The following is a 23,163-nucleotide window of genomic DNA, read 5'->3' on the forward strand; positions in this document are numbered from 1 at the left end:
CAAGGTTGATAGGTCAGAGGTGTAAGTATGGTAACATATTTAGCTGACTGATACTAATAGGTCGAGGGCTTGACCAATAAATAATCAAGTTGTAATACATTAAAGAACTATGTGCAATTTTGAAAGAACAAGTAATACAAATCACTAGCGTGATTTGCATAAGTTCGTTCAACCAAATCGAAGATTTGGGAACTCACTTAATCTCGTGATGATGGCATAGAGGTAACACTCCTTCCCATTCCGAACAGGAAAGTTAAGGTCTATAGCGCCGATGGTACTGCACGGGCGACTGTGTGGCAGAGTAGGACGTTGCGAGGTAAGATGGCTCGATAGCTCAGTCGGTAGAGCAGAGGACTGAAAATCCTCGTGTCACTGGTTCGATTCCAGTTCGAGCCACCATAATGGCTCAGTAGCTCAGTTGGTTAGAGTGCCGGCCTGTCACGCCGGAGGTCGAGGGTTCGAGCCCCTTCTGAGTCGCCAATTTAATTTAAATAAAACTTAATATGGCTCCTTGGTCAAGCGGTTAAGACACCACCCTTTCACGGTGGTAACAGGGGTTCGATTCCCCTAGGAGTCACCAAGTAGGAAATAAGTTCTAGCATAAGCTAGGACTTATTTTTTTTCAATAAAATCATTAAATTATTATTGACTATTCTTTGTAAATTTCATTGGAAAATGATATAAGATTGACAAGCAAACGGAATCAAATTACAATATATGTAATTTGATTAATTATTATGTAAGGAAAACGACGTTTTATGGTATAGTAGAAGTGATATTCTTCAGAAAAATGAGATATAAGTGAGTAATAATCAAAGGGAAGTATTAATTGGTATCTTTTTGCGGAGTAATATAGGATAAGGAGGATGAAAAATGAATGAGGAAATCATTAAAAGGGCTGGAGAAATTGTAGAGAAAAATACAGGAGAGGCTTCTTATTGCGTATTGTCACTAGTTGATTTGGATGGTTATCCAACAGCATCTACAATAACTGCTTCAAAGGCAGGTGGTATTAATTGGATTACATTCTGTACTGGTCTTGGAGGTACAAGAACCAATAGAATTAACAAGTGTAATAGGGCCAGCGTTTGTTTTAATGCTGACAATTATAATATTACCCTTGTTGGTACTATAGAAATATTGAACGACTCAGATGTAAAAAAAGAAATGTGGTATGGTGGCCTTGCTAATCATTTCAGTGGTCCAGAAGACGCTAATTATTGTGTTTTACGCTTCAGAACACAACGCTATAATCTGTTGGTCGACTGGAAAGAAGCAAAGGGAATATTATAATAAAGTTTATATAAACGAGCTGACTAAGCTTTCAGCAGGAATAACTCAATTAGCTTCAAATTCAACTGATAGTATTCACCAATTAATTGAGATTAAAGAAAGCGCTAATTAAATAAATGTAGTAGCAGATTAATGATGCAGAAATATTAAATGAGTTAGTTTTAAATTTCGATATATAAGTTATCTAAAATTTATGTTTAAAAATTAATAGTTTATAGCAAAATAGCAGTAGTATGAATAAAACTACTGCTTTATTTTGTGTGATGCAGTAGTAAACCTCATAAATTCAAATGATTCATTTAAAGGAGATTTAAAGGAGATTTATATGAGAAAAATATTACGGAAATTATTAACATTAATTACTATTATAAATTTTATAGGAATAATACTTGAAGGTGCTGCTACAATAGATAATAGTCAAATAACAAATGTAACTGAGTCAGTGAAAAAAGATAAATTGGAAACTATAAAAGAAAAAGGAAAAATAACTGTTACTACACCATTAAAGGATATTACATACTTTTATTTAGATCCTAAAACGCATAAGATATCAGGAATTGATGCTGATATAGTAACCGAAATCGTAAATCGACTTGGAATTAATAAAATTGAAATAAAGGTATCACCATTCTCAGAACTAATAGAAGAACTAAAAAATGATGACAGCATAGATATTGCAGCCGGAGGTATATATATAACTCCAAGTCGTGAGGAGATAGTATCATTTACTCAGCCTTTATATAAGGGATCAGAGGCTATCGTAGTTCCGACATTTTCGAAAATTAATTTTATGAGTGATTTAAAGAATGCAGTAATTGGGGTAGAGAAAGGAACAGTATTTGTGACACAGGCAGAAAGGTGGAAAAAAGATAACTTAATAAAAGATATAGAAATTTTTGAGACACCATCTGACTTATTAAATGCTATAAATAATTATAAAATTGACGCAGGTATTGTAGATTCTGTTATTGTAAAACATCTTTTATTAGAAGACAAAAATCTTTTATTGAGGATACTAAAGGATTATACGCCTGAAGTAACTGGAAATGTGGGAATAGCAATTGAAAAAAATGATACAGCATTGTTAAATGCATTTAATGAAAAGATTAATGAGATGAAAGCAGATGGCACTCTATATGCTATTCTCGTAGAGAATGGACTTGATAAAGAGAATATGATTAATTAGCTTTATCTTTATGATCAGTTTTAAGAGGTATATAGTTATAGCATAAATGGGTGGTTTAGGATGATAATACTAGATAATCATGGTAGAGTGATTACATATAGAGTTAGAAATATAAAGATATACAGAATGAGCAACCTTATAGATAAAATAACATGATTTATGGAGGAGATTTTTATGAGAAAAATATCACATAAATTGTTAATATCAATTGTTATTATAAATTTTACAGGAATGATACTTGGAGGTACTACTACAAAAAATTATAGTAAAACTGAAATAGCGAATGTCTCAATAGAAAAAGACAGATTGCAAACAATAAAAGAAAAAGGAGTAATAACTGTTGCTACTCCTCTATATGATTATCCTTTTTTTTATATAGATTCAGAAACAAAGAAAATATCAGGAATTGATGCAGATATAATAAATGAAATCGCAAAGCGCATGGGTGTAAATAAAGTTGATATGAGGGAAACAGTATTTTCAAATTTATTAGAGAAATTAAATACTGATGATAGTATAGACATGGCAGCTGGGGGAATATATATAACACCTAAGCGTGAAGAGATTGTGACATTTAGTGAGCCTTTATATAAAGAAGCTGAAACTGTTGTTGTTCCTAAATATTCAAAGATTAATTTTATGGATGATTTAAAAAATTCAATAGTTGGGGTAGAAAAAGGAACAGTATTTATGGAATTAGCGCAAAATTGGAAGGAAAATAATTTATTAAAAGAGGTAGTGATTTTTGAGAATACATCTGACTTATTAATGGAAATAAATAATGAAAGGATTCACGCGGGCCTAGCTGATGGTATAGTAGTAGACAGCTTATTAGCAAAAGATAATAAACTTTTATTGAGAACATTAAAAGACTATACTCCGGAGTTGCCTGGAAATATAGGAATTGCAGTTAGAAAAAATCATATTTCTATTGTAAAGGAAATAAATAAAATAATTAATGAAATGAAGGCGGATGGTACTCTTTATACTATTATTAAAGAGTATGGATTGGATAAAAATAATATGATTTCAAATCAAAAATGTTGTGCGTCAGAAGAATAGTGAAGAGTTTGAAAAAGTAAGTTGTGCAATAATAGGTTGAAAGATGTTACAGAATAAAGTAAAATTGGAGATGACTTTATAATATGTCGATTAAGAGACGATGTATGTATAAGGTAAATAGCAATTATTAAGTTATACTTAAAGTTTTAAATTATTTTAAACTACTTTTGGTAAATGTTTTAAGAATATACTATGGAGAAGAAGGGGAGAATTAAAATGAAATTTTTTGTTAATCTAGGTGTTAAAAATAAACTTGTTTCAGTATTTTCAGTGATTTGTATTTTTATGATTGCAATCGGGGCAGAAGGTATTACGAGTGCTGGAAAAATAAATAATAGTGCTCAGAATTTGTATAGCTCGTATTTATTTTCTATTAGGGATTTAGGAGAAATTAAAGGAAATATTAATAACATGAGAGCTACCTACAATAGGCTAGTTTTTGAAAGAGATAATTCAAAAATAAATGATTATGTAAAGACTATAAATGATATAGATGCAACAAATGATAAAATTATGATAGAATTTGAGAGCTTAATTACATCAGAGGAAGAAAAACAAATTTATGAGGCATTAAAAAATGACTTAGCTAAATATATTCAAGTAAGAAATAATGCAATTGATTCTGCAAAAAAAGGTGATTATGATGAAGCGGTTAAAATTAGCAATGGTGAACTAACTAAAATAAAAGATTCTTTGCTTAAAAACATAGAACAATGTATTGAGGTAAATTCCAATGCTGCTAAACAAGCTAATTTAGATAATGCAGCTCAATTTAGTAGTGTTAGATATACAATAATAATTGTTACAGCCGTAGCCTTCTTAATTATTCTTTTTATTGCGTATATGTTAAGTAAAAATATAATAGGGCCATTAAAAAAGATAAGAGATTTTGCACAAGGATTATCGAGTTATGATTTTTCAACTCCAATTATTATAACAAGAAAAGATGAATTTGGACAAACAGGTGCAGCTTTAAATGCTGCACAAGAAAATGTAAGCAGCTTAGTAAAAGCAATTATGGAAAATTCACAGGATTTAAGTGCATCTTCCGAAGAACTTTCAGCAACAGTTGAAGAACTATCTTCAAAGGCTATTGAAATAGATAGAGCAGTAGATTCTATCGCTTTTGCAATGCAGGAATCCAGTGCTGTTACAGAGGAAATAAGTGCATCTATTGAAGAAGTGGATTCAAGTGTTACTGTACTTTCTTCTAAAGCTATGGAAGGAAGTCATAATGCAAATGAGTCTAAAAGAAGATCTACAGAAGTTAAAAACAATAGCCAAAAGGCAATGGAAAATACGAGAACAGTGTATGCTGATAAACAAGAAAAGATGCAGAAAGCTATCGAAGATGGAAAAGTAGTAGAAACTATAAAAGTTATGGCAGAAACTATTGGAAGTATAGCCGAGCAAACAAATTTGCTTGCATTAAATGCTGCAATTGAAGCGGCTAGGGCAGGAGAACAAGGTAAAGGGTTTGCAGTAGTGGCTGAAGAAGTCAGAAAACTTGCAGAGCAATCCTCTGATGCAGTAATAAATATTCAAGGTACTATCTCTAAAGTTCAGTATGCATTTGATAGCAGTATTAATGCAGGCAGCGATATATTAGAATTTATAAATACAGATATAAATGAACAATTTAATGCTTATAATGAAACAGGTAATAAGTATTATAATGATTCAAACTTTGTAAGCAACATGTCAGAAGAGATTGCGGCTATGTCAGAAGAAATCTCAGCAACTGTTGGACAAGTCAGTGAAGCTGTTCAAAATATGGCGCAAACTTCACAAAAATCAAGTGAAGAAGCTGATATGATAAAAGATAGCATGGGTGAAACTACAAAAGCAATAGAACAAGTAGCATTGACAGCACAAAGTCAAGCAGAGCTTGCACAAAAACTTAATGAAATGGTACAGAAATTTAAGGTATAGTTTATATATAAATGACAGTTAAATCAATCAATTAAAAAACTTAAAATAAGAGGCTGATTACAAAATAGAAATAAGTAATCAGCCTCTTGTTTTATACATTGCTTTTTATACGTCCATATTTTTTTGGAATCTAATATGCCTATCTTTTAAATGGGAATATTTCTTGTATTTATTATAAACATAAGTTAAACTATTATCCGTAAAAGATTATTCCTAAATTTTGTTTTAAAATAGGTGAATTTGATTATGAAGAGTGAATATAATAGTAATAATTTGAGGATTATATAATTTATTTTCTTAAGTTAAAATATATAAAATTGGGGGAATGATTATTGTGAGAATACCAGGAGGGTGGAGAGTCCATAATAGTATAACAGATGGAGATATCAAAGTTCTTAAGACAGCTCTAAATGGATTGGTAAGTGCAGATTACGAGCCAGAAATGTTAGCCACTCAAGTTGTAAATGGAACAAATTATTGCTTTATATGCAAATTAAGAGTTTTGGGTCCTAATGGGCCAGAAGGTATAGCGAAAATTATGATATATAAACCTCTAGTAGGAGATCCTATAATTAAAAGTATCGAAAGCATACTGTAAAATAAATTATCATAAAGTAAGATATTGAGAAATTTTCATTCAGATGCAATATTTGTAAACGTTATAAAGGTAGATTATGTAGAGATGCTTAATATGCCTTTATTTTTTAATAAAATAAAAAAAGGCAGTAGCCATAGCTACCACCAAGTCCATTTTGCAATTTTATATTAACTTGTGTACTATCTATAAATCAAGGGGGATAATAAAGAAAATTAATTTTGATTCAGAGTTTTAATTAGAAATTTAATAATATAATATTTTAGTTAGCTCCTAATAGTCGAATTATATGACAATTGTCATTGGTAAAATATAATTTTTATCACTATTTTAAATTTGTACTAAATGATATTGTTATGATAAAAGATTGGTAAAAAATAATAATATTAGGAGAAATGAAACTCATGAATAAAGTGAAAATAAAATATGCACTCATAAGGATTGTTGCTACTGTTGTACTTACTCTTGTTGGAATCTTTTTAAAACCATTTACTTTTCTGCTTGTTAGTTTACCACTTTTAATTCGATTTATTTTCTTTTTTGGAACATCATGTGGAAGAGAAATAACAAATTATAAAGATCCTAAACAAGCGCTGATTGTTATGGATGCGCAGGAGGGCATGTGTGGAGAGAGCGGTATGTATAAAGATTACTTGAAATTTTTGAATAAGGTGAATGATTCCATTGACTATGCTATAAGAATGAACTATAAAATCATTTATGTTTGTCAAGAATTCACAATTATTGAATGGCCATTTGCAGCTCTTGTTACAGGTGGTAGGCTTCTAGCTAATAAAGATGGCACAGAACTCAACAGGCAGCTTAAAATTGTTGATGGTAAAATTTTTGTTAAGCATCAACAGGATGCTTTCACATCAAAAGAGTTTTCAAAATACCTTGTAGAAAATGAGATTGATACAATATATCTGACAGGACTAGATGCAGCTACTTGTGTATATAGAACGGCACTAGGAGGACTTAAAAGAAAATATAAAGTAAATGTAGTTAAAGATGCAATTGTTACTACAAATGGTATTTTGATGAAACACATAGTAAAGAAATATATTAAGAAAGGGATAGGGATTGTTGAACTGAAGTAATAGGGCTAATTCTAGTAGTATGCAATATTCCTATATTCTGGAGGAGGAAATATATGTCGACCTTTAGCATTAACGATAATCCATTTGGAATGATTTTAATTATACTTCCACTATTTACATTTATAATATCCTTATTGTCCCAACTTTTAATTAAGAAAAAAATAATTATTTTAAGTGTTGTTTTTATAGGCTATTTAATTGCTACATTTACCATATTTAATTCATCTTTTCTGATATGGTGTTTTGTTTACACAGGTATTTCATTAGTTGGGACACTTATTGCAGATTATGTACTTCGGATGAGGTGGTGAGATGAAAACAATACCGAATTACATAACGTTTTGTAGAATAATTTTTTCTCTAACTTTGATTTTTATTGAACCACTAAGTGTAGCTTTTTATGTAATATATATTATTTGTGGCTTCAGTGATATAATGGATGGGTTTATAGCGCGAACGACAAGAACAACAAGTATACTTGGTGCAAAGCTTGATTCTGTTGCTGACATGATAATGATAGGTGTAGTATTACTTTTGCTTTATCCAATCATAAATCCTGCAATTGAAATTATCATTTGGATTATTGTAATTGCTATTATTAGATTATCATCGATGATTGTAGCGCTAAAAAAATATAAAACCTTTGCAAGTATTCACACTTATGGAAATAAGATTACTGGTATAATTTTATTTCTATTTCCAATATTGTTTCATTATCTTAATACAGTTGGATTAATGTATATAATATGTGTTATAGCAATAATATCAGCGATTGAGGAATTAATTATTAATCTAATATCAAGTCAACTACAATTAGATAGACAAAGTATATTCAAAAAGTAAGATCGATCTGAAGTTTAGGCAATCATATGTAAAGAATATTGTGTAGTAGGAAAGGTTTGAAATTTCTAAGATGAAAGTTCTGATTTAACTTTTCTGTTTCTAATCTAGAATGTGCTGCTAAATGTATTGTATGCCTTAATTATAGAATAAATAGGAAAAGCTAAAAGACACTGAAAAGTGTCTTTTAAGAGAAAGCTAATTGAACACCATCTCCATATATTATAAACCTAAATGAATTTTTAAGAGGAGTTAAGGTATACTTGGGAGATGAAGGCTGTATGCGTAAAAGTTGCTGAATCATTTGATTTTCATCCATTACTATAACCACTCCTCTATTATAAGGAGAAAGATTTTGAACAGAATAAGGAATGTTTTCACTTAAACCTAGATCTTTCATAGTATAGAAACCTTGTGAAAAGTTTGAAAGTTGAGCAGAAGAATGTATCGAATTTATGTTAAGTGATATTAATAAAAAAATAAACAATATTACACTAAATCTTTTCATTGGTATAACCACCTTAAAAATTATTATTAAACTAAGTACCTCTTTATTATGTGAGAATAAATAATAAATATTCAGAATTTTAAATGAATACAGGACATTATTAGCCTGGTATTGAAACCGTCAGTTAATAACCGCAATATTTAATGTATTTCTATTAACTAGTTTATTGTATTTATATTTTGGATATCCAACCATAATAGCTCCTGTAATAACTCTGTCTCCAGGTATATTAAATAAAGAAAGTAGTGGTGAATAATTTGAAAAGGCACACATTTCAAACAATCCAGCCCAACATGAACCTAATCCAATAGTAGTTGCATATAATTCAACATAAGTAAGCTGAGAAATAGTGTTCTCTCTCCCATTTTTAAAGTTATTTGGAGCTGTTGCTAAAATAAGATGAGGGGCATTACGTAATACTGTATCTATTCCAGTAGCTTTATAGTTTTTAACATGTCTTGAGAAGCTCCAGTGAGGAGAATTATTAAGCTGGCTTTCCATCCATTCAAATGTAATTTTACTTGCATTTTCTAAAACACTCTTATTTTCAACAATAATATAAGAAATACCTTGGCTATTACTAGCAGTAGGCGCATAATGAGCAATTTTGGTTAATTCTAATAATTTTTCTCTAGGTACAGAAATATCTTTATAGCAACGTATTGAACGTCGTGATCTAAGAAAATGTTCTGCCGTTTTTGAATTAATAACTGGAAAGCTTTCTATATCAGTTTGCTCAGCAATAGGCGATTTTATATTATCTAATGCTTCACAAGGGCATACAGCAACACATTGGCCACAGGCAATACAGTTATTTGCAGCAGTTACTTTAGGCCCAGTTTTGTCAAGAGATAAAACAGCGGAAGGGCACACACTTGTACAAATTCCACATTTAATACATTTAGATTGGTCTACATTAATTAAACTCATTGAATTTCACTCCTAATTATTTAACAATTTCTACTTTATATTCAAGTTGTTGTAATGTAATATAATTTATATGATTATATTACTATTATCAAGTACGCACTTTGTAGAAACGTAGTTACCATTTGTATACTATACAGCAGTGCTTGAATATATAAGGAGTTAATAATGATAGAATTTAAAGGTATTAAATATAATTGTTCTATGGAATTAACATTAGATATCATCGGAGGTAAGTGGAAGCCAGTTATTATTTGGCATTTAGGAAAAAGAACTATGCGTTTTAATGAGTTAAAAAGAAGTTTGCCTAATATTACACAAAAAATGTTAACACAACAGCTTAGATCTTTAGAAGAAAGTCAGTTAATAAATAGAGTTATTTATAATCAAATTCCGCCTAAAGTGGAATATTCGCTTACGGATTATGGAAGAAGTCTTTTGCCAGTTTTAACCGATCTATGTAAGTGGGCAGTTGACTATTCGGGTTTAATCAGGCGTGAAAAAGAATAAATAATTGAGTTATAATAGTTAGAAAATGAGTATTGAAAGAGGGTGAAATAAAATTCAATCTGTAAAAAAACAAGATAAAAGTTAAGAAAAAATTTATAAGATAAGCTTCTATCTATTAAATTAATGAGGAATAAAATAGAATCGAGGTATAATTTAGTCATGAACGATTTTGAAAGTATAATTAACTATTATAAAAATGATTTGAAATGGAATCCACCATTTGCTGAAGCGCTTTCCAAGTATTCTCCGGATGGATTAAGAGGATATTTAGCAATGCGTGAGTCAATTGAAAATGGACATTTACCTAAGAAGACTAGGGAGTTAATTTTCACTATATTAGATAGTTTAGACGATGAAGTAAGTGGAGCAAAGGCACATGCTGTTGCCGCTATAGAAGCAGGGCTAACTATGGAAGAATTAGTAGAGGCATTTGTAATTGTAACTATTGTTAAAGGCATAAATGTATTGTGTAAAACAGGTGTTGAGGCAATTAAAGCAGCGGAGATAAGGTTGCAAGAGATAAATTCGACCAATGAAAGTGGATCATAGTTTATTACTTAGGAATGGAGAAAGCGTGTTATCTGTTTCTGATTTAGAATGGGCTGCTAATTTAATTTTCAGTCTGCAAAATAAAGTTAAAGCTATAGAGCCACTCGGACTAAAAGAAATAATAAAAACTCGAATAAAAAGAATAAATGCACTATATAAAGATGACAGATAGGTGTCATCTTTTTTATTGTAAAATAATTTAAGAAAGGAAGTGCTAAAATGAAAAAAGAAGTAATAGTGTTTATTTTCGATGGATATGCTGATTGGGAAAGTTCATATATTTGTTCAGATAAGTGATAAGATTAAGGAATTAAACTTGACGCTGGGATCACATAATAGCATTACAGTTCCTTCTATTAAGGAACTTCCACTTACACTTGAGTGTAGGGTTATATATAAACAAAAACAAGATGAGAGTGAAGTTAAAGAAGAAAATAAAAATAAATTTTACCCTCAAGATGTTGAAAGCACATTTCATGGTGCAAACAGGGATTTTCACACAGCTTACCATGGAGAAATTATAAGTGTATATATAATTGAATAATATATTCCGAAGTTTTTAATTCAGATTATGCGCATAATACTAAATTCATTTAATTATATGGGATTATTGGATTTAAATTAAAAATTCTCTCAAACCTAACTTTTGGAATATAAAATAAAATATATATAAAAAATGGTATAAAAACTATAATTTGTTAGGTTTCCAACTAAAAAGAGTTTTAGTAAAATAAATGTAAAGTTAATTCGAATTAATTAAGTATATAAAATTCTGTACGACCGCATGTTTTTACTACTGCTATGAGGAATGTTATAGCAAAATTTCTTAATCTTCTAAGAGACATATCTTTTTTACTTAAAGTTTCACCGTTAATTGACAAAATATTAATACTTTTTGAGGTTTTTATTACAGCAGATCGGTTTTAACTGATTATTGGAAAGATATCTAAAATCAATACTTTTGTTTTTTTTTATGAAAAATTCTTTTTATAAAGGGGGTGACAGATGAAAGCTTTAGAAATGTTACATAGGATAAATTACGTACTGGAAAACAACGAATAAAAAATGAAAGAGAGTGATTTTTAAGAGGTAATATTCAAATAGTATGCAGGTAAGTAGATAACAAATAGAACTATTTAAGATTATAAGGTAACTGAATAGTTACAATCTAGAGGGGGAAATGAAGAATGAAAAAAAGAGGATTAAAATTATTTTTGGCATCATTAATGTGTTGTACACTTGCGCTTTCTTTTGTAAACGTAAACGCGAATGCAGCGACAGACTATTGGCAAAATTGGACTGATGGTGGCGGAACAGTAAATGCTGTTAATGGTTCTGGTGGTAACTATAGTGTTACATGGTCAAATTGTGGAAACTTCGTTGTAGGTAAAGGCTGGAATTCAGGATCATACACTAGAGTAGCAAACTACAATGCTGGTCAATTTGCACCTTCTGGTAATGGGTATATATCTCTATATGGGTGGACAAGAAACTCACTTATAGAATATTACATTGTTGATAACTGGGGTACTTATAGACCAACTGGAACTTATAAGGGTACTGTAACTAGTGATGGAGGAACTTACGACATATATACAACTACTAGAACTAATCAACCATCAATTGACGGTACTGCAACTTTCCAACAGTTCTGGAGTGTTAGACAATCTAAGAGATCAACTGGTACAAACAACGCCATCACTATGAAAAACCATGCTGACGCATGGGGAAGCAAAGGAATGGCTTTAGGCTCTAGCTGGGCTTACCAATTAATAGCTACAGAAGGATATCAAAGCAGTGGAAGTGCTAACGTAACAGTATGGTAACAGCTTAGGACTTATATTATAGAACAATATACTTACCTGCATATTACTTAAATATTATCTTTCTGAAGACGAAGAGATTCCTGTAGAGCTACATTTTTGGCCAAGCAGATCGATTTTAAGACTATCTGAATATTGTATAACACAATATATAACTTTTCACATAAGTTTAAAGGAGATACATCAATGAGAAAATTATTAATATTTCTTTCTATGGCAATTATGATTATTTTCAGCGCTTGTTCCCAAGTAAAATCGGACAATCTTATATTAGTCAAAGGTGGGACTTTCGTTAATACAAAGTCCAACTATTATGAAAAAAACATAGAAATTTCAAACTTTTATATCGGCAAGTATGAAGTGACTCAAAAAGAGTGGAGTGATGTAATGGGAAATAATCCTTCACAATTTAAAGGAGGTAATTTGCCGGTAGAAATGGTAAGTTGGTATGAATGCGTTGAGTACTGTAATAAAAGGAGTATAAAAGAGGGATTAAAACCATATTACAATATAGACAAGAATAAAAAAGATCCAGATAACAAAAATAATAACGATAATATAAAGTGGACAGTAACAATCAATGAAGGCACTAATGGTTATAGGCTGCCAACAGAAGCAGAGTGGGAATATGCTGCAGATGGAGGTCAGATGAGTAAGAATTACACATATAGTGGTAATAATAAAGCAGATGAAGTAGCTTGGTATTGGAGAAATGCTGGAGATAAATACCTATCAGGAGACTGGAATTGGCCTGCTATAGAAAATAACAATGATAAAACAAAATCTATTGGTAGTAAGAAACCAAACGAGTTAGGACTTTACGATATGTCAGGGAATGTACGGGAATGGTGCTGGGACTGGTACAAAGGTTTGGATATTAGTGTCGTCTCCGTGAGAGTTTGTAAGGGTGGTGGTTGGATTGGTGATGTAACCAGCTGCGAGTCGTCTTTCCAAGGCAAATATGATGCAAATGGCATGGGGCCCGATCAAGGGTTTCGTGTGTGTCGTAGTGAGTAAATAATATGATGTTGTATCTAGAATGGGAGGCGAAGAGTTCTCCATAACATTATTGGATTGTTCAGACTCTAAGGATGTTAAAATTGCAGAAAGACTAAGAAAGAATGTTGAAAATAATAAATAACATTTGTTTACAAATCAATAAAAACAAGTAGTGGATTAAGATATCATGTCTTCATTTTGAATGATGTGATATTTTTTTGTTGCGTAATTTAGTATGTATCAAAAAAGCAAGTGATGAACTTGCTTTTATATATTCCCTTAAAACTTGTCCTAAAGAAACCTTTTTTGAAAAAAACAAAAGAAATTTTTACCAATACATATATTGACATAGGTGGATTACAGTTGTATACTTAAGAAAGATTACAATTGTAATTTTGAAGTAGAGGAGTGTGAGTTATGGGAGAGATACCTAAGATATCAGAGGCTGAATGGGAAGTTATGAAAATTGTATGGGTAGATTCACCACGTACATCAAATCAAATTATTGAGGCTTTAGAAAGTACGAAAGATTGGAAGCCTAAAACAATAAAGACATTAATAAGCAGATTGGTCAGTAAAAATGCACTTGGATTTAAAGAAGAAGGTAGAAAATATCTTTATTATCCGTTAGTAAATGAAAATGAATGCATACGTGCTGAAAATCAAACGTTTTTAAGTAAGGTTTATAACGGTGCTATCAAAAATATGTTAGTAAGTTTTTTAAAAGAAAGTGATTTAAGTAAAGAAGATATAGATGACCTTAAAAGGATATTGGATGAGAGGAATAAATAGTGTATGTATACGGCTATGAATTTTTTTAATCAGTTATTTAAAATAGTAATCCAAACATCTATTACCGCTAGCATTTTAATTTGTTTAATTCTAATCCTTAGAAAATTTGCTAGAAACAAATTAGGAATAAAATTTCAATATGCGTTATGGTTCTTGGTAATACTACGTTTATCAATATTTAAGCTGCCAGAAAGTGATTTCAGTATATTCAATATTGTAGATAAAGTAGGGAACAATATTCTTTTATTGTTTTCTAGTACAAAATCACCTTTTGGAAATACACTAGTGGAAATGAGTGGTGAATATAGTACCATTTATAATCATGATGTTATTCTAAGAAGTATAAATTCCATGGACTTAGGCAGCAATGAAGTTGTAAATTCTAATTTATCGAGCGCAAATATTTTGAGTTTTATATGGTTTATCGGAGTACTAGTTATTTCAGCATATATTCTTTATGCATATAAAAAGTTGAGTGACAAAATAAATGGTGAGATTATATCAGATAATGATGAATTCTTATCAATATTAAGTTACTGCCAAAATAAGATGAAAACAAAAAAAGATGTGTTGTTAGTAGAAACTTCTATTGTAAAGATTCCAGCAATATTCGGTTACTTTAAACCTATAATTCTAATTCCTAAAGGCATTCAAGAGATAATATCTGCCGATAAATTAAGATATGTATTTCTTCATGAATTATCTCACTTAAAACGTAAAGATGTATTTATAAACTGGATAATTATTTTTTTAAAAGTTATTTATTGGTTCAATCCAGTTGTTCAATACGGACTAAGAAAAATGAAGGAAGACATGGAAGTTTGTTGTGATTCCCTTGCACTTTCTTACACAGAAGATGAAGAAGTTAGAGAATATGGTTTTACGATTATAAATATCATAGATCATTTTTCAAAATCAGTTCCTTTAATTGGAACAACTTCAATAGCAAATAATAAATCTGAAGTAAGAAGGAGAATTATTATGATAAAATTATTTAATAAGAAGGCTTATAGATTTTCTGCAATGGCACTTGCATCTTTGCTTGTAATTAGCGGTATTGTGCTTACTGATGCAAAGGCGTCTCCAAATTTTACGTCAAATAAAAATAAAGCTGTAAATGTAGATAAAATTGATTATAATTTTGTTAATGATCCTAATATAATAGGTAAGTGGCAAAGTGTAGATTTTGTTGATAGCATAGAAGATTTTGATACTAAAAGTAAGAGGTTTAAAGGTGATTTATTTGTTAAGGAGCTAAACTTTACAGAGGATGGAAAGGTACCTAAAACAGTATTCAACTGGACAAAGAATCATATTCTTAATGCTGCAGATAAGACCGACAGTAGTTATGAAATTAAAGAACTTGATGGTGCAACCTATATGTTCTTTCAATGGAAAAGTGGCGATTATACTATTAGAGGAATGAAACCTTGTTATTATGTATTAAAGAAGGTTAGCTCTATACCATCCCTTAATACTAATATGTCTGGGAACGAAGTAGAGACGAGAGTTGATAAAATTGACTACTCTTTTATAAATGATCCAGAGGCAATCGGAAAATGGGAAAGTGTTGATTTTGTTGAGAAAATAGATAATTTCAATCCAGATAAAAAGTCATGGAATGGAGATTTATACTTAACTAATTTAATATTTGAGGAAAATGGAGAAATTCAAGATAAAAATATAACTTGGACAAAAGATTTAGTACTAAATTCTAATGAAAAAACAGCATCTAGATATATAATAAAAGAAATAAATGGTTCTAAATATATGTTCTTCGAATGGAAAAATGGTGATTATATAGAAAGAGGAGCAACTCCTTGGTACTATGTTTTGAAGCAAGTTAATGAATAAAACGGAATAGCGTCATAAATAAGTTAAATGAAATAGTCATTCGTAAAGGATGGCTATTTTTCATCAAAAGATTTAAAGAAAACTTTTTACAAATAAACAAATTTTTAAAGTTTTAAATAAACCTTTTTTAAAAGAAATAAGGTTTTAAAGAAAACTTTTTTACAATTAAAAAAGGAAAAAAGTTAAGAAGATAACAATATAAAAAGTTATAGGAAATATGCGGGCTTAGGGGTAATTTGTTTCGATTTTGTAGTATATTCAATTATATTTATATCCTAACTTATATCGTATGGATGGTTTACTATAAATAAAAACTATAAAGCCCTATTTGTCTATTGATTAATAGTAAAAAATTGGAATATAATATATGTATTCAACTAGAAGAATAAAGAGTGGTGAGATAATAGTAATGGGGTTTTTAAAAAAAATAAAAAAAGACATTAAATATTATTCCAATTGGAAACGTTATAGTATAAAAGCAAAGTTGTTAAGTATATTTATAATTATTTCAATTATACCAATGGTATTTAGTCAAATGTTTTTGTATAAGCTATCACAGCATTATCTTGAGAAGAAAATCACAAATCTTACAGATAGGAATTTATTTTACATAAAAACTAATATAGAAACTGATACGAATTACTATAAGGATACTTTATACAGAATAGCAGCGGATAATGATTGTTTGGATTTAGAGAAAATGTTCAACGATGGAAATGAATTTGAAAAGGCAGCATCTATTAATAAAATCAGAGATGCCTTCGGATCTTACTCATATTCAAGAAGTCAAATTAGGGCTATAACTTTTGTGGGGAAGGACGGAAGAAATGTATATTATGATAAAAGTAATCAAGGTATAAATAATAGAGTATGGAATATATATAGCGATTCTGCTAAAAATGAAATTTATTCTGAAATTTCTAATAGCAATACGCCAGTTATATTGCCTACAACTCCTAATAGCTATATAGGAGGAAAATCTGAATATATGTTCCATATGGGCTTAAGAGTTAGGGATATAAGGACTAAAAATGAAATGGGAATAATTATTATGAGCTTTGACGAACAGGTTTTATCCGATATATGTAACGTGGGAATGGATAAAGAAAATTTGCCTGAGGATAGAATAAATATGTGCTCTATAATAGTTAATAATGATGGAAGAATTATATCATTTGAAGATAAGAAATATATTGGTACCTATATAAAAGATTATGCAAGTACAGAAATTGATGGGAAAGAGAATAGTAAAACTCTTAATCAATTAATTTATTCAATTCCTAGTTTTACAAATAGAAATATTTCAGTTAATAGTATTCCTATAGATAGTGTTGGTTGGAAGATAATTAATATTGTTGATAAGGATAATTTGTTTTATGAGGTTAATCTATTAAGAAATTTAACATTTGCATTCTTGGGGATAATTGTAATCATCGTGATGGTCGTTATTATAATATTTTCAAACAAGTTTTACCAATCAGTTGAAATTATTGTCAATGGCATGAAAGAAGCTAAGAAAGGTAATTTTAATGCGAAAATAGAGCTTAATACTGAAGATGAATTGGCATTTATAGGTGACGAGTTTAATGAAATGTTATCAACTATAAATATATTGGTAGAAGACGTAAAGAATCAAAATCGTTATATAGTTGAATTATCAAATAAGCGAAGAGAGGCTGAGATAAAAGCAATTGTTGCGCAAATTAATCCACATTTTTTATATAATACTTTAGATTGCATAAATTGGATGGCAATTAAAAATGAGAATTATGAAGTTAGTGATACCATTGGAAATTTTGCTCAAATACTAAGATATAGTATAGGAGATATAAATAAAGAAGTAGCTATTTATGATGAGGTTGAGTGGTTGAAAAAATATGTGTACTTACAGCAGCTTAGATTTAATAATAGTTTTATACTTAATTTAGAGGTGAATGAAAGCGTTTTGAGTTACAGAATTCATAAACTAATATTACAGCCTTTAATCGAAAATTCTATTATTCATGGATTCAAAGGCTACAATGACGGAAGAAATTTAAATGTCAGCATAAATAAAATTCAAGGTAATCATATTAAAATTATAGTTAACGATAACGGAAATGGAATTGAAAAGGACAAGCTTGAAAAAATAATTAATAACATAAAATTGGAAATGGATGAAGATGAAAATCTAGGCATAAAGAATGTTTTCGATAGGATAAAAATTTATTATGGAGAAGATGCTAAATTTGAAATTGAAAGTGTAGAACAGGAAGGTACTACAATTTCATTAGTAATTCCATTAGTTACATGAAAAAAACAATAGACTGAAGATACAAAATAGAAAAGGATACTGGTTCATTATTATCTTGATCGTGCTTTAATATTTAGGAGGAAGAGTTATGAAAATTCTGATAGTAGAAGATGAGATTAATGCCAGGGAAGGATTAGGGAATTTACTCGGAAAGATTAATTATAACTATGTTGTTTGTGGAAAAGCATCTGATGGAGAACAAGGTTTAATATTAGCTAAAGAACATAAACCAGATCTGATTTTTACTGATATTGAAATGCCTAAGTTAAATGGATTAGAAATGCTTGAAAAAATCAAAGAGGATGGTCAGAACCCATATGTTATTATACTGAGTGGATACTCAGACTTTAAATATGCACAAAAGGGAATAAAGCTTGGAATTGAAGAATATTTATTGAAGCCAATAACGTATAGTGATTTAAAAATTAGTATGGAACAAATTGAAAGAAAATTAAGTTTACAAAAAGAAAAAGCATTACAGCTTGGAAATCGTATATCTAAAGAAGAAATATTGGAACAAATATTATTAAATAAAGGTAACAATTTAAAAGAGTTATATAAATTTATTGAAGATGATATAAAAAAAGATGAAAACATATATCTTGTAAATTTGTATTTACGGACTAAGTATAAAGAGAAAAGTGAAGTTATAGTAAAAGAGATATATAATTTTATGAAAAATTATGAGATCGATATTTTTTATTATTCAATTATAAAGGAATGTAATTATTTACCGATCTTAATAAATACAGAAAAAATATTTACTGAATTTCTTAAAATGTTAAAGTATAACTTATTATACATTTTAAGAAAAAGCGGTTTTTCTGATATTGCTATTAGTATTATAAATTTAAATGGATTAGAGGAAATAGGAGATTCATTTAATAAACTTCAAATATTATCTAGGTGGCCAATTGTACTTGGAAATGATGAAATAATTTATGACGAATTAATTTCTAAATTAAAAATAAATCACTGTAGCTACCCAATAAAAATTGAAAATGAAGTATTAAATGCAATAAAAAATAATAATAAAATAAAATTAATAGATGTTAATAAAAGATTTATTTCATATTTAAAGGAGAATGTTTACTATCCGACTGAGGTAATAGATGTTTGCAGCAAATATATATTTTCGATTTTAACAGTTTCCAAGAGTTTTAATAATAACATGTATATTGAATGTGAAAATGAAGGTATTTTAGATGCAATTAAAGTTAGCTGTACATTTAATGAATTAGAAGAACAGCTAAATCGTGTAATTGATAAAGTATGTGAAAGAAATGGTGAGGGGACTAAAGTAAATTCATTGATTGTAAGAAAAGCAATTAATTATATAAATGAATATTATAGTGATAAAGTTTCCCTTGAGGAAATAGCAAATGGAATGAATATAACTCCAGAATACTTAAGTCGATTATTTACAAAGGAAATAGGAAAAAGTTTTTCAGATTATTTAAAAGAAATCAGAATTGATAAAGCAAAGGAATTATTGACAGGTAAGAAAATGAAGATTTATGAAGTGGCTGAACGGGTTGGATACTGTGATTCTAAATATTTTTGCAAAGTATTTAAGGAGCTCACAGGGATGGCACCAAAGGAATATATGAAGATATATTAGGCATATGAGAATAAATGGTATGGCAAATGGACTTGTTAATTTTTTAATGTTCCTTAGTTGTGAGTGTAAAATTTATATCAGAATTTTACACTTTTTTTATGATAATAGAATATGGAAAAGTGTCCCCAGGGAGTAATATTAAATCATGGAAAACGTTTTACATACTAGAATTTAGGAGGAAAGTTAAATGAAAAAAATTAAAGCATTGTTAAGTTGTTTAACAGCAATGGTTTTGACAGCAAGCATTTTTGTTGGATGTGGAAGTAGTACTAGTACAAGTACTTCTCAAACTAAAGCTGATTCAGGTGGAAAAACAACAATTACAGTATGGCATTATTTTGATGGACAACAACAGCAAAAGGCCATGGAAAACCTTGCTGATAAATTTAATAAGTCTCAGGATAAAATAGAAGTTCAAGTAGAATTTGTACCAAGAGCTGAACTTACTAAGCAGTTTACAATAGGGCTTGTTGCGGACAAGCTACCTGATGTTGGTTTAGTTGATAATCCAGATATGGCTTCATTTTCAGCAATGGGATTATTTGCAGATATCACAGATAAGATGAATTCTTATGAGGGTAAAGATCAATTTTATCCAGGACCAATCTCATCTTGTAAGTTAGATGGAAAATACTATGGAATTCCGCTTGGAAGTAATGATTTGGCTTTATTTTATAATAAGGATATGCTAAGTGCAGCTGGAGTTCAGCCACCAACTACTTTTGCTGAGCTAAAGGACGCAGCAAAAAAATTGACTAAAGGAGATACCTATGGATTAGCTATTGCAGCCCCTAAAAATGAAGAGGGAACATTTCAATATCTTCCATGGCTTCTTTCAACTGGAGCTAAATTTAATGAAATTGGTGGGCAAGCAGGTATAAGCTCTCTTCAATATCTTACTGATCTTATAAAAGATGGCTCAATGAGTAAAGAAGTTATAAACTGGACACAAAATGATTTAGAAAAACAATTTGTAACCAATAAAGCTGCAATGATTACAGATGGTCCATGGATTATAGATACAGTTAAGAAAGATGCGCCTAACTTAAATTGGGGAGTTGTAAAAATTCCTAAAGATAAAGTATTTGCATCAGATTTAGGTGGAGAAAATTGGGGTATTATTAAAGGACATCATGAAGCTGAAGCTTGGGACTTCATTAAATTTACCCAACAAAAAGATAATATGAATGCATATTGTGCAGATTTTGGCTATATTCCTTCAAGAAAGGATATTGCAGAAAGTAATGACAAAATAACTAAAGATCCAATAATGAGTGTATTCTTAGATGAACTTCAATACGCTATGCCAAGAGGACCACACCCAAAATGGCCTGAAATATCTGATGCAATGTCTACTGCAATGCAAGAAAGCTTCACAAATGCAAAGACACCAGAACAAGCAGCAAAAGATGCACAAGTTAAGATTGATGCTGTATTGAAATAAATTGAACCTCAGGGTGCCTTGATACCTAAGTAAGGGCACCTTGAAACTAAAGTAAGGCAGGTGAAAATAACATTGAAAAATAAGTATAGTAGAGAATTTATCAAAGAAGAAAGAAAAGGGTACATATTTGTGCTCCCAGCACTAATATTTATGTTAGCATTTGTTGGATATCCAATTATATATAATTTTATATTAAGTTTTCATGATGTAAATGTAATGACTTTTAGTCAGGCTGTTAAGCCGTTTGTTGGAATAGAAAACTACATTGAAGTATTTAAAGATCCTGTAATGTCAATAAGTATTTGGAATACGTTAATTTTTACTATTGGAAGTATATCAATTCAATTTATCATAGGACTAGGCTTAGCATTGCTTTTTAACTTAAAGTTTAAGCTTTCAAAACCTCTTAGAGGACTCATGGTAGTGAGTTATCTTGTACCCATGACAGTAACGGCACTACTATTCAAATTTATGTATAGTACAGGCGGAGGTATAATAAACGAATTACTTATGAAAGTAAATCTGATATCTCAGCCAATAGGGTGGATTATAGACAGTAAGACTTCTATGTTATCAGTTATATTAACAAATTCCTGGGTTGGAATTCCCTTTAATATGCTTCTCTTAACAACAGGATTAAGTAACATTTCTTATAATTTATATGAAGCAGCTAAAGTTGATGGAGCTAATGTATTTCAAAGGTTTTTCAAAATAACTTTACCATCATTAAGGCCAGCAATTTTATCTGTATTGGTTCTTGGATTTATTTATACATTTAAAGTTTTTGATTTAGTGTTCGTAATGACAAATGGAGGACCAGTTAATAGTACTGAGCTTATGTCAACTTTTGCATATAAACTATCATTTACACAATTTTCATTTAGCAAAGGTGCTACTGTTGCCAATGTATTATTTGCAATTTTATTCTGTGTAAGTTTAGGATATCTTAAATTAATAAAGGAAGATGAGGTGATTGGATGATGAAGAAGATTGTTCTTAAAAATAAACAAAAAAACATAATATTATGTTGCGTTTCAATTGTTGTAGCCTGCATCATGCTTTTCCCGATATATTGGATTATAGTTAGTTCATTTAAGACTAATGCTGAAATTTTTGCCTCACCTCCTACGTTTATACCTAAAGATTTCACTTTAAGCAGCTATACAGATCAATTCACAGGAAAAAGCAGTATATTAGTAACATTAGCTAATAGCTGCAAAGTTGCTTTTACTTCAATGGTTTTAGCATGTATTTTAGCTATCCCTGCGGCATATGGTCTAGCAAGATTTAGAATGAGAGGGAAAAAGGTATTCATTTTAATATTCTTAGTAACACAGATGCTTCCAGTAGCATTATTGTTGACTCCAATGTTTTTGGTATATAAGAATTTACATCTATTAGATACCCTTTGGGCCCCAATATTATCAGATGCAACAATATCAGTACCTTTTGTAGTTCTTATTCTTAGAACCTACTTTCTTGCATTGCCAAAGGAACTTGAGGATTCAGCTAAGATTGATGGATGTAATACATTAACAGCATTTACTAAAATAATGCTTCCAATATCTTATCCAGGACTCATAATGACAGGAGCATTTTCTTTTCTATATGCCTGGGGAGACTTAGCTTATTCGCTTACATTCTTAACTAGTCCAGAAAAGAGAACAATGACTGCTAGCATATATAACTTCATGGGTAAGTATGGCATACAATGGAATTCAATAATGGCTTATGGAGTGCTTTTAGTTCTACCTGTTGTTTTAATATTCATATTCCTTCAAAAATATATAATTGGAGGATTAACTAACGGTGCTGTAAAAGGATAAAAAAATAAT

Annotated in this window: 22 protein-coding genes, 3 tRNA genes, 2 rRNA genes and 2 pseudogenes; 27 read left to right on the plus strand and 2 right to left on the minus strand. The window is 29.9% G+C overall.

The features are described from left to right. The 13 genes from D2A34_RS18725 to D2A34_RS18785 all read left to right on the plus strand — a co-directional run. Positions 1-77 (plus strand): 23S ribosomal RNA (locus tag D2A34_RS18725); the annotation flags it as partial. 124 nt (positions 78-201) lie between these two features. Further along, positions 202-318 (plus strand): 5S ribosomal RNA (gene rrf / locus D2A34_RS18730). 5 nt (positions 319-323) lie between these two features. Beyond that, positions 324-399 (plus strand) — tRNA-Phe (locus D2A34_RS18735). 4 nt (positions 400-403) lie between these two features. Next, positions 404-480 (plus strand) — tRNA-Asp (locus tag D2A34_RS18740). Positions 481-505: 25 nt separating this feature from the next. Next, positions 506-580, plus strand: a tRNA-Glu gene (locus D2A34_RS18745). A gap of 293 nt (positions 581-873) precedes the next feature. Then, positions 874-1,293 carry a pyridoxamine 5'-phosphate oxidase family protein gene (locus D2A34_RS18750; RefSeq protein WP_119367581.1) on the plus strand — a complete coding sequence of 140 codons (420 nt, stop codon included), beginning with the start codon at positions 874-876 and terminating at the stop codon, positions 1,291-1,293. A gap of 325 nt (positions 1,294-1,618) precedes the next feature. Next, positions 1,619-2,479, plus strand: coding sequence for an ABC transporter substrate-binding protein (locus D2A34_RS18755; protein WP_119367582.1), 861 nt, complete (start codon positions 1,619-1,621; stop codon positions 2,477-2,479). Positions 2,480-2,653: 174 nt separating this feature from the next. After that, positions 2,654-3,541, plus strand: coding sequence for an ABC transporter substrate-binding protein (locus D2A34_RS18760; protein WP_119367583.1), 888 nt, complete (start codon positions 2,654-2,656; stop codon positions 3,539-3,541). Positions 3,542-3,757: 216 nt separating this feature from the next. Further along, positions 3,758-5,473 (plus strand): methyl-accepting chemotaxis protein, encoded by a 1,716-nt coding sequence (locus tag D2A34_RS18765; protein ID WP_119367584.1) that lies wholly within the window; start codon positions 3,758-3,760, stop codon positions 5,471-5,473. Positions 5,474-5,798: 325 nt separating this feature from the next. Then, positions 5,799-6,071 (plus strand): hypothetical protein, encoded by a 273-nt coding sequence (locus tag D2A34_RS18770; RefSeq protein ID WP_243128369.1) that lies wholly within the window; start codon positions 5,799-5,801, stop codon positions 6,069-6,071. A 401-nt stretch (positions 6,072-6,472) separates the two neighbouring features. Next, a complete protein-coding gene (locus D2A34_RS18775; RefSeq protein WP_182629425.1) occupies positions 6,473-7,168 on the plus strand; it encodes a cysteine hydrolase family protein in 696 nt (231 codons plus the stop codon). Between the two features lie 53 nt (positions 7,169-7,221). Next, positions 7,222-7,479, plus strand: a complete 258-nt coding sequence (locus D2A34_RS18780) for a DUF2651 family protein (RefSeq protein WP_119367587.1) — start codon at positions 7,222-7,224, stop codon at positions 7,477-7,479. A gap of 1 nt (position 7,480) precedes the next feature. Continuing rightward, positions 7,481-8,011 carry a CDP-alcohol phosphatidyltransferase family protein gene (locus tag D2A34_RS18785; RefSeq protein WP_119367588.1) on the plus strand — a complete coding sequence of 177 codons (531 nt, stop codon included), beginning with the start codon at positions 7,481-7,483 and terminating at the stop codon, positions 8,009-8,011. 184 nt (positions 8,012-8,195) lie between these two features. Here the strand turns inward: D2A34_RS18785 and D2A34_RS18790 are convergent, their stop codons facing one another. Both D2A34_RS18790 and D2A34_RS18795 read right to left on the minus strand, forming a co-directional pair. Next, positions 8,196-8,516 (minus strand): hypothetical protein, encoded by a 321-nt coding sequence (locus D2A34_RS18790; RefSeq protein WP_119367589.1) that lies wholly within the window; start codon positions 8,514-8,516, stop codon positions 8,196-8,198. A gap of 120 nt (positions 8,517-8,636) precedes the next feature. Further along, positions 8,637-9,446, minus strand: a complete 810-nt coding sequence (locus tag D2A34_RS18795; protein WP_119367590.1) for a nitroreductase family protein — start codon at positions 9,444-9,446, stop codon at positions 8,637-8,639. Between the two features lie 165 nt (positions 9,447-9,611). On the opposite strand from D2A34_RS18795, the gene D2A34_RS18800 reads away from it, so the two are divergent. The 14 genes and pseudogenes from D2A34_RS18800 to D2A34_RS18870 all read left to right on the plus strand — a co-directional run bounded on the left by D2A34_RS18800 (position 9,612) and on the right by D2A34_RS18870 (position 23,154). Continuing rightward, entirely contained in the window at positions 9,612-9,953 is a 342-nt protein-coding gene (locus tag D2A34_RS18800; RefSeq protein WP_119367591.1) for a winged helix-turn-helix transcriptional regulator, read from the plus strand. A 159-nt stretch (positions 9,954-10,112) separates the two neighbouring features. Next, positions 10,113-10,502 carry a carboxymuconolactone decarboxylase family protein gene (locus D2A34_RS18805; protein ID WP_119367592.1) on the plus strand — a complete coding sequence of 130 codons (390 nt, stop codon included), beginning with the start codon at positions 10,113-10,115 and terminating at the stop codon, positions 10,500-10,502. Continuing rightward, positions 10,492-10,674: a hypothetical protein gene (locus tag D2A34_RS18810; protein WP_207669027.1), complete on the plus strand. Its 183-nt coding sequence runs from the start codon at positions 10,492-10,494 to the stop codon at positions 10,672-10,674. The genes D2A34_RS18805 and D2A34_RS18810 overlap by 11 nt, the downstream gene beginning before the upstream one ends. A 123-nt stretch (positions 10,675-10,797) precedes the next feature. Beyond that, a pseudogene (locus D2A34_RS18820) lies at positions 10,798-11,046 on the plus strand (flavin reductase family protein); the annotation flags it as partial. Between the two features lie 643 nt (positions 11,047-11,689). After that, entirely contained in the window at positions 11,690-12,328 is a 639-nt protein-coding gene (locus D2A34_RS18825; RefSeq protein WP_079440119.1) for a glycoside hydrolase family 11 protein, read from the plus strand. Between the two features lie 183 nt (positions 12,329-12,511). Continuing rightward, positions 12,512-13,342 carry a formylglycine-generating enzyme family protein gene (locus D2A34_RS18830; RefSeq protein WP_119367593.1) on the plus strand — a complete coding sequence of 277 codons (831 nt, stop codon included), beginning with the start codon at positions 12,512-12,514 and terminating at the stop codon, positions 13,340-13,342. A gap of 19 nt (positions 13,343-13,361) precedes the next feature. Continuing rightward, positions 13,362-13,466 (plus strand): annotated as a pseudogene (locus D2A34_RS18835) (GGDEF domain-containing protein); the annotation flags it as partial. A gap of 275 nt (positions 13,467-13,741) precedes the next feature. Continuing rightward, positions 13,742-14,116, plus strand: coding sequence for a CopY/TcrY family copper transport repressor (locus tag D2A34_RS18840; protein ID WP_119367594.1), 375 nt, complete (start codon positions 13,742-13,744; stop codon positions 14,114-14,116). A gap of 15 nt (positions 14,117-14,131) precedes the next feature. After that, positions 14,132-15,970: a M56 family metallopeptidase gene (locus D2A34_RS18845; RefSeq protein ID WP_243128372.1), complete on the plus strand. Its 1,839-nt coding sequence runs from the start codon at positions 14,132-14,134 to the stop codon at positions 15,968-15,970. Between the two features lie 367 nt (positions 15,971-16,337). Beyond that, complete coding sequence (locus tag D2A34_RS18850; protein ID WP_243128373.1) at positions 16,338-18,263, plus strand: cache domain-containing sensor histidine kinase; 1,926 nt, start codon at positions 16,338-16,340, stop codon at positions 18,261-18,263. Between the two features lie 88 nt (positions 18,264-18,351). Next, entirely contained in the window at positions 18,352-19,884 is a 1,533-nt protein-coding gene (locus tag D2A34_RS18855; RefSeq protein ID WP_119367596.1) for a response regulator transcription factor, read from the plus strand. A gap of 187 nt (positions 19,885-20,071) precedes the next feature. After that, entirely contained in the window at positions 20,072-21,328 is a 1,257-nt protein-coding gene (locus D2A34_RS18860) for a sugar ABC transporter substrate-binding protein (RefSeq protein ID WP_119367597.1), read from the plus strand. 72 nt (positions 21,329-21,400) lie between these two features. Further along, a complete protein-coding gene (locus D2A34_RS18865) occupies positions 21,401-22,309 on the plus strand; it encodes a carbohydrate ABC transporter permease (RefSeq protein WP_119367598.1) in 909 nt (302 codons plus the stop codon). After that, positions 22,309-23,154 (plus strand): carbohydrate ABC transporter permease, encoded by an 846-nt coding sequence (locus D2A34_RS18870; protein WP_119367817.1) that lies wholly within the window; start codon positions 22,309-22,311, stop codon positions 23,152-23,154. Before D2A34_RS18865 ends, D2A34_RS18870 begins: the two co-directional genes overlap by 1 nt. Positions 23,155-23,163 lie beyond the last annotated feature (9 nt).

The sequence above is a fragment of the Clostridium chromiireducens genome (assembly GCF_003575225.1).
In the GTDB taxonomy this organism is placed as follows: Bacteria; Bacillota; Clostridia; order Clostridiales; family Clostridiaceae; genus Clostridium; species Clostridium chromiireducens.